The 14,263-nt window shown below is 63.9% G+C and carries 12 protein-coding genes; 1 reads left to right on the top strand and 11 read right to left on the bottom strand.

Translation table 11 applies throughout. The annotated features are described in order from the left end of the window. Positions 1–80: 80 nt before the first annotated feature. Complete coding sequence (locus E4191_RS16990; protein WP_139615611.1) at positions 81–1,433, top strand: IS5 family transposase; 1,353 nt, start codon at positions 81–83, stop codon at positions 1,431–1,433. Positions 1,434–1,960: 527 nt separating this feature from the next. Here E4191_RS16990 and E4191_RS16985 read toward each other — a convergent pair. The 11 genes from E4191_RS16985 to E4191_RS16935 all read right to left on the bottom strand — a co-directional run bounded on the left by E4191_RS16985 (position 1,961) and on the right by E4191_RS16935 (position 14,246). Next, positions 1,961–3,331: an aspartate aminotransferase family protein gene (locus tag E4191_RS16985; RefSeq protein WP_139615671.1), complete on the bottom strand. Its 1,371-nt coding sequence runs from the start codon at positions 3,329–3,331 to the stop codon at positions 1,961–1,963. A gap of 63 nt (positions 3,332–3,394) precedes the next feature. Further along, a complete protein-coding gene (locus tag E4191_RS16980) occupies positions 3,395–4,126 on the bottom strand; it encodes an SDR family NAD(P)-dependent oxidoreductase (protein ID WP_139615670.1) in 732 nt (243 codons plus the stop codon). A gap of 135 nt (positions 4,127–4,261) precedes the next feature. Then, the gene (locus E4191_RS16975) at positions 4,262–5,206 is read right to left on the bottom strand and encodes a phosphotransferase enzyme family protein (RefSeq protein ID WP_139615669.1); all 945 of its coding nucleotides are present in this window, start codon (positions 5,204–5,206) and stop codon (positions 4,262–4,264) included. Continuing rightward, positions 5,203–6,483, bottom strand: coding sequence for an aspartate aminotransferase family protein (locus E4191_RS16970; protein ID WP_139615668.1), 1,281 nt, complete (start codon positions 6,481–6,483; stop codon positions 5,203–5,205). The genes E4191_RS16975 and E4191_RS16970 overlap by 4 nt, the downstream gene beginning before the upstream one ends. A gap of 16 nt (positions 6,484–6,499) precedes the next feature. Continuing rightward, positions 6,500–7,483, bottom strand: coding sequence for a LysR family transcriptional regulator (locus E4191_RS16965; protein ID WP_176562783.1), 984 nt, complete (start codon positions 7,481–7,483; stop codon positions 6,500–6,502). A 56-nt stretch (positions 7,484–7,539) separates the two neighbouring features. Continuing rightward, complete coding sequence (locus tag E4191_RS16960) at positions 7,540–8,568, bottom strand: histone deacetylase family protein (protein ID WP_139615666.1); 1,029 nt, start codon at positions 8,566–8,568, stop codon at positions 7,540–7,542. A 4-nt stretch (positions 8,569–8,572) separates the two neighbouring features. Further along, entirely contained in the window at positions 8,573–9,535 is a 963-nt protein-coding gene (locus E4191_RS16955; protein ID WP_139615665.1) for an NAD(P)-dependent oxidoreductase, read from the bottom strand. Continuing rightward, on the bottom strand, positions 9,519–10,808 hold the full coding sequence (locus E4191_RS16950; RefSeq protein ID WP_139615664.1) for an ArgE/DapE family deacylase: 1,290 nt from the start codon (positions 10,806–10,808) through the stop codon (positions 9,519–9,521). The genes E4191_RS16955 and E4191_RS16950 overlap by 17 nt, the downstream gene beginning before the upstream one ends. Next, positions 10,805–12,436, bottom strand: coding sequence for an ABC transporter ATP-binding protein (locus tag E4191_RS16945; protein ID WP_139615663.1), 1,632 nt, complete (start codon positions 12,434–12,436; stop codon positions 10,805–10,807). The genes E4191_RS16950 and E4191_RS16945 overlap by 4 nt, the downstream gene beginning before the upstream one ends. Further along, on the bottom strand, positions 12,433–13,272 hold the full coding sequence (locus tag E4191_RS16940; RefSeq protein ID WP_139615662.1) for an ABC transporter permease: 840 nt from the start codon (positions 13,270–13,272) through the stop codon (positions 12,433–12,435). The genes E4191_RS16945 and E4191_RS16940 overlap by 4 nt, the downstream gene beginning before the upstream one ends. Further along, entirely contained in the window at positions 13,269–14,246 is a 978-nt protein-coding gene (locus E4191_RS16935) for an ABC transporter permease (RefSeq protein ID WP_176562782.1), read from the bottom strand. The genes E4191_RS16940 and E4191_RS16935 overlap by 4 nt, the downstream gene beginning before the upstream one ends. Positions 14,247–14,263: the final 17 nt, after the last annotated feature.

The following is a 14,263-nucleotide window of genomic DNA, read 5'->3' as shown; positions in this document are numbered from 1 at the left end:
TGAAAGTGCCGAAGCGGTAGCGGGGAATTGCAAGGTTTCGTATGCTGATACTCGAAACCTTGCGAATTTTCGGAGCTGTGATGAAGCCTCGTTTGCGCACTGAAGAGCAGGATGATCTCCTGCGTCCCCGCCTGACCGACATGATCGATCTGCGCCATGAACTGGCGAAACTTGCTGCGCTGATTGACTGGGAGTTCTTCGAGACCGAATGGGCGGGTTTCTTTCCGTCCCCGACAGGACGGCCGGCCACATCGCCGCGGCTGGTGGCGGGTCTGCTGTATCTTCAGCATGCCTATCGGCTGTCTGACGAGGCCGTCGTCGATCGTTGGGTCGAGAACCCTTACTACCAGCATTTCACCGGCGAGGTCTTCTTCCAGCACCGCCTGCCGATCGACCCGTCCTCCCTGACCCGGTGGCGCAAGCGGATCGGAGAGGAAGGAGCCGAGTGGCTGCTGACCAAGACGATCGAGGCCGGGCGGGCGTCAAGGACAGTCGATGACCGCAGCCTGTCGCGCATATCCGTCGATACCACGGTTATGGAAAAGAACATCGCCCACCCGACCGATGCGCGCTTGTATGAGACCGCACGTGGAAAGCTTGTCGCCCTCGCCAATGAAGGCGGGATCACGTTGCGGCAGAACTACAACCGCCTGGCCCCGCGCCTGGCGGTGCGGATTGGGCGCTACGCCCATGCCAGGCAGTTCAAACGCATGGGCAAGGCTCTGAAACAGCTGAAGGGATACACCGGTCGTGTCCTGCGGGATATTCGCCGGCAGTTGGACGGGATTGCGGAGGGGCCCTTCCGCGAACGGGTTCTGGACACTCTCGTGCTCGTCGGTCGTCTGCTGCATCAGTCCCCAAAAAGCCACGGCAAGATCTACGCCCTGCATGAGCCCGAGGTCGATTGCATCTCCAAGGGCAAGGCACGCAAGCGCTATGAGTTCGGCACCAAGGTCAGTCTGGCCACCACCATCGACGAGGGCTTTGTCGTGGGCATGCGTGCCCTGCCGGGCAATCCTTACGATGGCCACACCCTGCCCGAAGCGCTGGAGCAGGTTGCGATCCTGACCGGTCAGATCCCGGATCTGGCGGTCGTGGACCGCGGGTATCGCGGCCATGGGGTGTTGGAAACGAAGGTGCTGATCAGCGGCACCCGCCGCGGCCTGACGCAAAAGCTGAAAGCGCTGCTGAGGCGACGCAGCGCCATCGAGCCCGAGATCGGACATATGAAGACAGACGGACGCTTATCCCGCTGCCCGCTGAAGGGCACGTCCGGGGACGCCATCTTCGCCGTGCTCTGCGGCTGCGGCCATAACATCCGCAAGATCCTGGCCCACCTCAGGGCTTTGCTGGCCTTCATTCTCGCCGCTATCTTGCAAGTGATCAGGACAGAAAACGGCTATCTCGCTCATGGGCAGCGTTGTTCAGCCTGAACCAAATAGCCATCGCGTAGAGCCATGCAAAGCTAAGACTCGCCTTGATTAAAAGGATATGGTCGATGAGACCAGATATTCCCTTACTACTTGTCATGCGGTTCCTGGTAGCGACGGCCCTCCCTATGTTGCGGAGTGGATAATTGCAGAAGATGTAGAAGCTCCAGATCCCCGTGTTTTACGGGAAAACGCCCGCCGTTCGAAATCGTCATCGTCCTTGCTTCTCTCAGGAAGCATGAACCAAATCACCGATACACAGAAGCTCGGACACTCTCCAGCTCGGCAGTCGTCAGTTCTTCGCGGGTGGCTTTCAACGCCACCTTTGCGCTGAACTCAGACGAATAGCGCTTCCGTTCCGTCATACAGATCAGTCCTTCGTCAATTGGCAAAGCTTAGCGACTGGTCCAAATTCCTGCGACCACCTCTCAGACAGCGGTACGATCCTAAGCGCCGATTTGCGCCCGACGTATGAAGTCTGAGGCGCGCCGATGCTGTCAGGCGTCACGCCTCGGATCGCCCGCCGACGGTCACGCGGCGATCATGGCAAAGGCGTCGTTCATGGCAAGATCGAAGCGGTGCAGCAGATCACGCACCTCTTCCTCGGTAATGATCATGGGCGGGCAAAAACACACCGCCTCGCCTGACACGCGCAGGATCAGGCCATGGGCCTGGCAGGCCGTCACCACCGCCTGCGCAGCAAGGCCCACCGGTTCGAACCCTGCCTTGCTGGTCTTGTCCGACACGAATTCGACAGCTGCGATCAGCCCTGCGCCGCGCACCTCGCCCACCATCGGGTGATCGGCATATCGGGCGAGCCCCTTGCGCAGGATCTGACCCATGCGAGCGGCATTTGAGACGAGGTCACGCTCTTCGATGATGGAAATGCATTCCAGCCCAACGGCGGTCGCAACCGGATGTCCCGAGGTCGTATAGCCATGCCCGAATGTGCCCAGCCTGTCGGACCCGTCGGCGATCCCCTGATAGATCGCATCGCTAAACACTACTGCCGCTAGCGGCTGATAGGATGATGTGATCTGCTTGGACAGGACAAGGACGTCGGGTTTGATCCCATACGTTTCGCAGGCAAACATCCGCCCGGTACGGCCAAAGCCATTTATGACCTCATCGGCGACGATCAGTACATCGTATTTGCGGCAGACCGTCTGAACCTTGTCCCAGTAGCCGCGCGGCGGTACGATCACGCCGCCCGCGCCCATCAGAGGCTCTCCGATAAAAGCCGCGACCGAGTCAGGGCCTTCGGTCAGGATCATCTCCTCTAACTCGGTGGCCAGACGATCCGAGAACTGGTCCTCGGTCTCGCCCTCCTCTCCAAAGCGCCAGAAATGCGGGGTCGAGACATGGCGGGCGAAATCAAGCGGCAGATCGAACCCCTTGTGATTGGCTGGAAGCCCGGTTAGCGACCCCGCGGCAATGGTGATCCCGTGATAACCCTTGATGCGCCCGATAAACTTCTTCTTTTCGGGTCGGCCAATCGCATTGTTGTAAAACCAGACCATCTTGATGACGGTGTCGTTTGCCTCGGACCCCGAATTGGTGAAATGCACGCGGTCTAGACCGTCCGGGGTCATCTGCACCAGCTTTTCGGCCAACAGGACCGACGGCTCGTGTCCTTTGGAGGCGAACAGATGCATATAGGGCAGCTGCTGCATCTGGCGGATCGCCGCATCCACCAACCGCTGTTCGGAAAAGCCAAGCGCCACACTCCACAATCCGGCAAGCCCTTCGATGTAATCCTTGCCGGTATCGTCAAAGACGCGGACACCCTCGCCCCGGGTGATGATCAAAGGTCCGTGCTTTTCATGGGCGCGGGCATTGGTCACGGGATGCAGCAGGTACTTCAGATCGCGGCCCTGCACGGAATTGGGAAGATGGGTCATGGAAAAGTCCTGTCGGGTTGGTGCGTGATCGTTCGGTGGCCAATAGAGGGAGCGAAGGTGCGGTCAGGCATGCTGGCCACCGTTAATGTGGATCTCGGCCCCGTTGATATATGCGGCGGCGTCGGTGCAAAGGAAATGGATTGTGCGGGCGACTTCTTCGGCGGTGCCGAGACGCTGCAGCGGCACCTCGCGCTGGACCAGACCGTCGGTGCCGGGCGACACGATCGAAGTCGAGATCTCGCCCGGAGAGATGGCATTGGCGCGGACGCCGCGCGGGCCGAACTCATGCGCCAGCTCGCGCGTCAGGGCGGCCAGCCCAGCCTTGGACGCCGCATAGGCTGTGCCTGCGAAAGGATGCACCCGCGATCCAGCGATCGAGGTCACGTTGACGATCGAGCCCTTGGCAAGGGTTAGTTCGGGCAGCAATTCGCGGACCAGCAGCGCGATCGAGACCAGATTGACGTTCAGCACCTGCGACCAGATATCCACCCCGGTCTGGGACACGCCCAAGCGGCCGCCGCCCTTGCCCTTGGGCGAGATGCCCGCATTGTTTACCAGCGCGGCTAGCTGCCCGCCCGCCAGTCGCGACCGGACCTCGGCGGCGAGGGCGGGGATGGCCGCCAGATCCGCCAGATCGGCCTGAATGTGGCTTTCGCGCGCCATGGGCCAGCGGCATTCGTCCGAGAAAGACTGGCGGGACACTGTCAGGACGCGCCAACCTTCGGCTTGCAGGACCTTGACGGTGGCATGTCCAATGCCCCGGCTAGCCCCGGTCAGCAGGCAATATTTCAGCATGGGCAACCTCCTGTAAGGGCCGAAATCGGAACCGAATAATTTGGTCAGGATATGGCCGACCATTCCGGCCACAATGCAAATCGCATAGGCCGTAGCGGCCATTGGTAAGCGCCCACGACTGCGCGCAAGGCGCCATCACAGGGCCCGCTCCGCCGCCAGAAAGGCGCGGTCGATATAGGCACGGTGGCGCGGATCGCCGGGCGGCACCCGCCCCATCGTCCAGCCGACCGAGGCCAGCGTCCGCAGCAGGGTAAAGACCGCCAGCATGTCCAGATCCGCCGGGCCAAGCGTTCCATAGCCGCTAACCAGCCCGTTGCGGATTGCATCGGAGTGTGGCTCGGACAGAGTCTGCGACAGGACGGTGCCCAGATCATAAAGGCGAAAGCCAAAGCCGCTGTCGTCGAAATCGATCAGCGTCATGTGATCGCCCAGCAAGACATTCTCGCGTAGGACATCGGCGTGGATGAGGCCGGTATCCGGCCCGGTCGCGGCATAGTCCTGCAGCCGGTCGCGGCAGGCGGCGCGGATGTTGGACATGCGCCGGCTTTCATCGGCGCTCAGCTGCGGGTGATCCCAGAACCGGCCCCACAGCGGCGCCTCTCCCAGAAGGCCAGGAATGTCCCACCGTGGGCGGCTGAAATCACCTGGCAGGCTCAGCGCATCCGTCGCGCGATGTACCTGTGCCAGCAGGGCGCCCAAGCGGCGATGCAGGTCGGCGTGCGCCGCGCGGTCGCCGGACAGGGGCACGCCGCCCTCGCCCATGAGATCGCCCTCGACCCACCCGATCAGCGACGCGCGACGCCCGTCCGGCAGGTGGTGTAGCAGGGTGCCGTCGCGCGTGCGCAGAGCCTTTGGTACGGAGGCACCGACGCGGGCCAGGGCCTCGCACCACCACAGCTCGGAACGGATCGCCGCGTCGGACTGATATCCGGGGCGATGTAGGCGCAGGGCGCCGCGCCCCTGCGGGGTGGTAATGGAAAACACCGCGTTTTCGCGGTTGCGGATGAGCCGCGGCATATCAGTCGCGCCCCATGCCGCGGCCGCCTGCTGGGCCTGCATCAGGGCCTCGGCATCGTTCATGGCGCATCGACCGGCACAAGGGCCAGTTCCTCGGTCAGGGCATCCATCAGCATATCGGCATTCTCGATGGAAAAGGGCATCGGGGGTCGGATCTTTAGCGCGTTTCCGTGCCGCCCGATGCGGTTGAGCAGAAAGCCGCGCGCCACCAGCCGTTCTACTAGCCGTTCGGTAAAAGCGCTGGCAGGGGTCATCTCGGCGTCCAGCACGAATTCGGCGGCGAAGAACAGACCCGCCGCGCGGACCTCGGCCAGCAGAGGGTGTCGCAGGGCGCGCAGGCGGGCGGACAGATGCGCGCTGACCATCGCCGCACGCTGCTGCAGACCTTCGGTGCGGATGACATGCAGCGTTGCAAGGCAGGCCGCCGCCGAGACGGGATTGCCGCCGAAGGTGTTGAAATAGCCGAAGGCATTGCGGAACTCGGCCATGATGTCGGGACGTGCGACCACCGCCGCGACCGGGTGGCCATTGGCCATGGGCTTGCCCACCGTCACCACATCGGGGGCCACTCCCAGCCACTCATGGCCCCAGAACTGGGCACCGCTGCGCCCGAAACCGGGCTGGACCTCATCGACCAGCAGCAGCCCCCCCGCCGCGCGCACCACCTGCAGCGCCGGGTCCAGAAAGCCGGGGGCGATGGCGGGGATGCCCTCGTTGGCAAAGACCGGACAGATCATCATTGCGGAAAACCCGTGGCCGCTGTCCTGCAAGTCGCGGATCGCGCGGGCGACGTGATCGCCGAAGGCTTGTGCCTGCCCCTCCAGACTGCCGCCCACCGGGCGCAGCGTATCGGGGGCGGGCACGAGCCGGACATGATCGGGATAGCCGCCGATGGGCGGGCGCCGGGTGGACAGTACGCTGACCGCCGAGGTGTTGCCGTGATAGGTGTTGTCGGTGGCGATGATCCCGGTCCGGCCCGTCACTGCCTGCGCCATGCGCAGGGCGATGTCATTGGCCTCGGACCCAGTGCAGACCATGATCGTCTGATCCAGACCATGCCCAAGGGTCGCAGATAGCTGTTCAATATAGTCCAGTACCAGATCGTGCAGATAGCGGGTATGGGTGTTCAGGACGGCGGCCTGCGCCGCGATGGCCTGGACCACATGCGGATGACAATGCCCCACATGCGGCACGTTGTTGTAGCAATCCAGATAGCGGGTGCCGTCCGCTCCCCACAGCCAAACGCCCTCTCCACGCACGATATGCACGGGGTCGGCGTAAAAGGTGGGCACGTTCGGCCCCATCAGCCGCGCGCGGCGGGCCAGAAGGTCTGCGGTCATGAGGGCTGTCTCTGGTTCAGATGGTGATGATGGCATCGGGGGCGGCGGCGATCACGCTCTCCATGACCTCAAGGAAGGCCTGCTCGGCCGGGGCGTGCTGCGCCTGCGGGTTCGACACGAAATAAAGATCGGCCCGTAGCCGGCAATCCTTGATCGGGAATTGCCACAACTGATGGTCGCGCAGGGTCTGGCGCACCGTGGCCAGCGGCAGGATGGTGATGCCCAGACCCGCCACGACCATGCGGCACACCTCGGCAAAATCGGCGCTGTTGCCGCGGATGTTGTGGCCCAGACCATGGCTGTTGCGCAGGGTGATCAGTGGTTCGGGTGCATCGCCTTCCTCGGAGCAGGCAAAGCCGATATAGCCTTCCTCGCGCAGATCGGACAGGGTGACGTCGGTCGCCCCAAACAGCCGGTGTTCGCGCCCGCAAAAGATGCCGTATTCCGCGCGCAGGATCAGGCGGCAGTCCAGCCCCGGCGCGGGCTGCACCATTAGGCAGACGCCGAAGGGCACCACCTGTTCGGCCACGTTGCGCACGATCTTGTGCGACGAGGCCACATCGATGCGGAAATTCACCCCCGGCTGACGCTGATGCATCAGACGCAGTGCGTCGTTGAACAGCCCGCTGGCGCTGCCGGTGACCACCTGAATGCGCAGCTGCCCGGTCAAGCTGCCGCCATCGAAGCGTAGGCGTTCCTCGGCCCGCTGCACGGCACGGAAGATGCGCTGCGTTTCGGCAAACAGGATCTGACCGTGGCGGGTCAGCGTGATGCGCCGCGCGCCGCGTTCGACCAACTGATGGTCCAGCACATCCTCCAGCCGCTGCAGCGCCGCGCTGACCGACGGCTGGCTGATCGCCAGACGCCGCGCGGCGCCGGTGATGCTGCCCTCGCTGGCGATATAGTGGAAGGTCCGCAGCATGCCCCAGTTCGACAGCCGGCCCCGGGGAAGGGGGTGATCCTCGGCCAGCAGCTTGTGCAGATGTGAAAGGCGACCCATGGCGGAACGCTCATCACTTCCCCGGTCCAAGTCAAGCGTGGCTGCCCCTGAGCCCATCATTCCAAGTGGGTCCGACAGGAGGTGAGGAAAGAACGGGCGTTTTCGGCCAGCGACGGCCCCAAATAGCCGCCCTCCTGCACAAGCACGGTAGGCAGGCGCAGCGCGGTGATGCGGCGTGCCATCTCGGCGAAGCCGTCGGGATAGACATTGACGGCGGCCAGCGGGTCATCCGCCGCCATGTCGAAACCCAGGGACACGACCAGCGCCTGCGCGTCGAAATCGCCGATCGCGGCCAAGGCCTGATCTAGACGCGCCAGCACTTGATCCTGCGAGGCCCCCATCGGCAGCACGAAATTGCGACAGGTGCCCGCCCCCTGCCCTGCCCCGGTTTCATCCTCGTGACCCAGATAGAAGGTCGGATAGACCGCCGGGTCGGGATGCAGCGAGGCGAAAAAGATATCGCCCCGGTCGTAAAGGATATCCAGCGATCCGTTGCCGGTGTGCACGTCGATGTCCAGCAGCGCGACGCGGGGCCATCGCTGCGTCAGATGCTGCGCGGCGATGCAGGCATTGTTGAAAAAGCAGAATCCATTCGCGCCTGCGACCATCGCGTGATGCCCCGGCGGGCGGGACAGGGCATAGACCATAGGCGTGCCGTCGATGACGCGGGCGGCGGCCTCGATGGCAGTCTGGGCGGACCAATAGATCGCGTCCCACGTACCTTCAGTCAGCGGCGTCGAGGTGTCGGTCATCCACCAGCCCATCGCGCCGTGAATATCGCCCGGGCAGCGTCCGCGCCGGGCGCCGGGATGGGTGGTGGGCACGGCAATCGGACCGTCGCCCATATCGGCTCGGAAGCGGGTATGGGCATCCTGAAAGAACGCCACATAGTCCGGTTCATGGACCGCGCAGATCGGGCCCAGACCGTGATCGCGAGGCGCCTCAACCGGAAAATCATGAGCCAGCAGCATGTCGCGGATCAGGATGGCGCGCAGGGGCTGTTCGGGATGGGGCATGGTTGCGCCGCGCCGGAAATACTCCATTGGGGCGTGGTTCAGCTGGCGGGGGTCGAAGATGGCTTTCATCGGATCAGTATCCCTTGATGCGGTCGACCGCCGTGCGCGGGGTCACGCCCGCGCGCAGATCGGCCAAAGATCGTTCCAGCGCGTCCACGACGGCCGAAGCGGGTAACACGCTGGCCTCGTGTGGGGTGACGACGACATTGGGATGGTTCCAGAACGGGTGGTCTGCGGGCAGCGGCTCGGTCGCGAAGACATCCAGCGAGGCGCCGGAAAGGTGACCACGGTCCAGCATGTCCAGCAATGCGGGCTCGACCAGTTGCTCTCCGCGGCCTAGATGGATCAGGACGGCGCCCTGCGGCATCGCGGCCAGAAAGCCGGCGTCGATCATGCTTCGGGTGTCGGGCGTCAGTGGCAGTAGGTTTATCACAATATCACACTGTGCCGCGAGACGGCGCGGAGCATGGGGCCCGGTGATCAGCGGGATGGCTCCCTGATCTTGGCGTGGGGTCAGGGTCGCGGCGCGCACATCAAAGCCCAGCTGCGCCACGGCCTCGGCCACGGCGCGCCCCATGGTACCATAGCCCAAAACCCCCACCACGGTCGCCGAAGGCGCCTTGAGCCCAGCAAAGCTGATCCGGTCCCATCGATACGCCTGCGCAGCCTTCAGGTAATGGCCCATCCGGCGGTGATGCCAGATCACGTGCCAGACAGCGAAGCCTGCCATGATCGCGGCCTGTTCGGGGTCCCGGACCCGCGCCACGGGAATGTCGGGCGGCAGCGAGGGGTTGCCTAGAATCCCATCCACCCCCGCCGCGATGGATTGCACTAGCTGCAGGCGGGAAAACGGCAGAAAGGCCGCCTGCGCCGGGCGATAGGCGATGGCCAGCCGGATTTCGGCCGCATCGGGCACCGCGTCCGGACGATACATGCGCAACTGCGGCAGGCGAGCCAGCGATGGGGCAAACAGCGTTTCCAGATCCAGCATGTCGCACAGATAGACACCCGCGATCGGCTCAAGGCTGGTCGTCATCGACAGCCTCCAGCCCGCACCATTCGGCAATGAACAGCGCAATCGCCCCCGTCACGCGCTGGACCGAGGACAGGCTGACGCGTTCGTTGAACCCGTGGATGGCCTCGGACACCGGGCCATAGACCAGACAAGGCATGTCGCCATAGATCACGAAGACCCGTCCATCCAGATAGCCAGGCGTGGTCAGTGACTGCAGCGGCGCGCTGGCGGCGGTCAGATGGGCGCGGCGCAGCGTGTCCTCGGCATCCGATCCCTCTTCCAGCACATAGCCGCGGGCGAAAAAACCGTTCCAATTCACCTGTGGCGGGTTCGAAGATAGATAGGGATCGTCGGCCAGATCCTGCCGCAGATGGCCCTCGATCTCGGCGGCGCGAACAGCAGGGTCGTCGCCGGGATAGATGGCGATGCGGCATTGCATCTTGCACCATGCGGCCACGGTCGAGGCCCAGTCCCCGCCCTCTATCTGGCCGACGTTAAAGTTGATCGGATGCGCCATGTCACGGAAATGTTCGTGCTGGGGCGCCTCGGCGTTCCAGCGCGCCTCGATCTTACGCAGGCTGGCGATCACGCGGGAGGCCGCGTCGATGGCATTGGCGCCGGTGCCAGCCTCGCGCACATGGACGGGCTGGCCCGCAATCGCCACTTCGAACCACAGCACGCCGCAATTGGCGCGGACCAGACATTCATCTTCGGGTTCGGGGATGATCGCGGCCTCGGCGGTATAGCCCGCCACCAGACAGGCCAACGCGCCGTTGCCGGTGCATTCCTCTTCGACCACGCTTTGGATATGTACGCGGGCGGCGGGTTGCAGGCCAAGGCTGCGCAGCGCGTCCAGCGCCGCCACGCAGGCGATCAGCCCGGCCTTCATGTCGCCGCTGCCCCGGCCATACAGCCAGTCGCCCTGCCGCCACGGGTCATAGGGATGGCGGGACCACATCTCGTGCGGCCCCTCGGGGACCACATCGACATGGCCGTTCAGGATCAGCGACCGGCCCGCCACCTGTCTCGGTTCATGCGTGGCGACGATGTTGGGCGCGGTCGAGGCATGTTCCGAGATCGGTGAAAAGCCTGGATGGTCGCGGATGGCGTCGGGGTCGGTCGCGACCTCGTCAATCTGATAGCCGCGCGCCGTCAGTGTCGCGGCCATGAAGCGTTGCGCTTCGTGTTCGGCATTACGTCGAGAAGGCAAAGCGATGAGGTCCTGGGTAAGGGCGATCTGCGCCTGAAACCCCGCCTCGACGGCAGCTAGGATGCGGTCATGCAGGTCTGTCATGAGCTGGCTCCGATGGATTCTTTCAAGGCGCGTTCGTAATTACGCCCGGGAATGGCCTGCAGCAGGGCCCGGGTATAGGCATGGGCGGGATCCGTTAAAACCCTGTCGGCGGGGCCCATCTCAACCACCCTGCCCTGCTGCATGACGATGATGCGGTCGCAGACCTGCGCCGCCACCCGCAGATCATGGGTGATGAACAGCATCGACAAGTTCAGCTTGCGTTTCAGACCGGCTAGCAGATCTAGAACTTGCGCCTGAATCGACACGTCCAGCGCCGAGACGGCCTCGTCCGCGATGATGATGTCGGGTTCAAGCGCCAATGCCCGGGCGATGCCGATGCGCTGGCGCTGCCCGCCGGAGAACTCGTGCGGGTAGCGGGTGACCGCCGAGGGGTCCAGCCCGACCAACGCAAGCAACTCGCGCGCCCGCACCAGCGCGTCAGCCTTGGGAGTGCCGTAAGCGACCGGCCCCTCGGTCAATATTCGCCCGATGGTGGCGCGCGGGTTCAGTGAGGAATAGGGATCCTGAAAGATCATCTGGATGCGCCGTCGGTTGTTCCGCAGATCCGCACCCTTCAGGGAGGCCATGTCCACGCCCCCCATCTCGACCGAGCCGCTGTCGGGCGTAACCAGCCGCACAAGGCAGCGCCCGGCGGTGGATTTTCCGGACCCCGATTCACCCACGATCCCGATGGTTTCGCCCGTATGCAGATCGAAGGTCACGTCGTTCAACGCATGCACAACGCGGGGCGCGGAAAACAGCCCGCCGCCGGTCGTGTAAGTCTTGTTCAGCGCCTTCACCCGCAGGATGGCCGGGGTGCCCTGCATGTCCTGCTTGGGCTCGCCGCCGATGCCGGGAATGGCCCGGATCAGTTTTTGCGTATAGGGGTGGCGGGCGCGCAGCAGGACGTCATCCATCGCGCCCTGTTCCACGATCAGGCCCTGCTGCATGACGATCACCCGGTCGGCAATATCTGCTACGACGCCGAAATCATGGGTGATGAAGATCACCGCCATGTTCCGCTTACGGCGCAGATCCTCGATCAGCTGCAGGATCTGGGCCTGCGTGGTGACGTCCAGCGCCGTGGTGGGTTCATCCGCGATTAGGATCTTGGGCTCCAATGCCAAAGCCATGGCGATCATAACGCGCTGGCGCTGCCCGCCCGACAGCTGGAAGGGATAGGCGCGGATGGCCTTGGCGGGGTCGGGCAGGCCGACCTCGGCCAGCAGTTCCAGCGCGCGGGACTGACGGGCGGCGGGGGTCAAAAGCCCATGCGCCTCGAACACCTCGGATATCTGGGCGCCGATGCGCATCAGCGGATTCAGCGCCGACAACGGTTCCTGAAAGATCATGCCGATGTGGCGGCCGCGCAGGGCGCGCATGTCCTCTTCGCTGGTCTGCAGCAGGTCGCGTTCCTGATAGGTGATGCGGCCCTTGACCGGGTGCACCCCTTCGGGCAGCAGCCCCATCAGTGCATTGGCCGACATGGATTTGCCCGAGCCGGATTCGCCGACGATGCACAGGATCTCGCCCGCCGCCAGATCGAAGCTGACATCCTGCACCGCGTAGGGGCGGTCGGCGCCTTTGGGCAGCGCGATGTCCAGATCGCGGATTTCCAGAACGTTCATTCGCCCTTCCTCGCCAGCCGGGGGTTCAGGGCATCGTTCAGCCCCTCGCCGATCAAGTTCAGCGCCAGGACCGACAGTAAGATCGCGATGCCTGGAATGAAGGTTAGCCACCATGCCGTGCGCAACACCGTCCGCGCGGCACCGATCATATACCCCCATGACATCACGTTGGGATCGCCCAGCCCCAGGAAAGACAGCGAGCTTTCCAACAAAATCGCGGTCGCCACCATTAAGGATGCCAGAACGATAATCGGCGACACTGCGTTCGGCAGCACTTGCCGGGTGATGATCTGCCATGTGCCCTGCCCCGACAATACCGCCGCCTCGACATATTCGCGCGAGCGCAGCGACAGAACCTCACCGCGCACCAGACGGGCGACGGGGGGCCAGCTCACGATGGCGATTGACAGGATGATATAGAACAGACTGGGCTGAAAAATCGCCAGCAGTACGATGGCTAGTGCGAAGCTGGGGATCGTCTGGAAGAATTCGGTAAAGCGCATCAACGCGTCATCGACCCAGCCCCCGAAATACCCGGCCAGCGCGCCCACCGGCAACCCGATCAGCAGCGCCACCGCGGTGGACACAAGGCCCACCATCAGCGACACACGCGCGCCATGGATCAGTCCCGCCAGCACATCGCGGCCAAGCGCATCGGTGCCCAGAGGCAGGCCCGGCGCGGTAAAGGGCGGCAGGAAGGGCCGCTGCACCATGCGCCATGGGCTTTCGGAATAGATCAGAGGACCCAAAGCCGCAACCGCGATCACAAAGCTTAGGATCACCAGCCCGATCAGGGCACCGCGATTGCGGGCGAACCGTCTAAAACCTTTTTTCATGACCCGATCCTTATGCGTGGATCGACGATAACATACAGGATGTCCGTGATCAGGTTGAACAGCAGCACCATTGCCGCCGAGACGAAGAATACTCCCAGCAGCACGTTGTAATCCCGCTGGCTGATCGCCTCGAACATCAGGCGGCCGATGCCGGGCCATGCGAAGACGGTTTCGGTCAGCACAGCACCGCCGACGATCTGGCCTGCCTGCAACCCCGCCAATGTGATCACCGGCAACAGCGCATTGCGCAGGATGTGACGGCGCTGGATGATGCCGGGGCGCAGGCCCTTGGCGCGGGCGGTCTTGACGAAGTCCAGCCGCGACACCTCCAGCATCGAGGCGCGGGTCATACGCATATAGACGGCGGTGAAGAACAGCCCCAAGGTGGTGGCAGGCAGGATCAGATGCCGCCCGATATCCAGCACCCGCGCCATGCCGGTGTAGTTCGCCCCGATGGTCTCATAGCCAAAACCTGGCAGCCATCCCAGCACGACCGAGAACAGCAGCGACGCCATCAGGGCGATCCAGAACAGCGGCGTGGCGTAAAAGATCATCGCCACGGTCGAGATTATCGTGTCACCCCAGCCCCCCTGACGCGAGGCCGCCAGCACGCCTGCAGCCACCCCCAGCATGATTGAGAGAACAAAGGCCGACATGGTCAGCAGTAGAGTGGCGGGGAGACGGTCCCAGATCAGATCGGCGACGGGCATGCCCTGCCGGTACGAGTATCCCAGATCCAGCTGAATCGCGCCTTTGATATACAGCCACAGCTGCGTGGACAGCGGCTGATCCAGTCCAAAGCGCGCGCGCAGATCGGCGATGAACTGTTCGTCCGTGGCCCCGGCCTCGCCCGCCATGACGGCGGCCGGATCACCGGGGGCGGCGTGGATTAACAGGAAGTTCAGCACCAGAATAGCCAGCAGGATGACGGCACCCTTGACCAGACGGGCCAGAATGAAACGGATCACGGACATCTCCCTCGTTGTTCGAA

Origin of the sequence: Paracoccus liaowanqingii (genome assembly GCF_004683865.2) — a bacterium.
Classification (GTDB): Bacteria; Pseudomonadota; Alphaproteobacteria; order Rhodobacterales; family Rhodobacteraceae; genus Paracoccus; species Paracoccus liaowanqingii.
The sequence above is the reverse complement of the archived record's forward strand: the minus strand, read 5'-3'. Positions and strand labels throughout refer to the sequence as shown.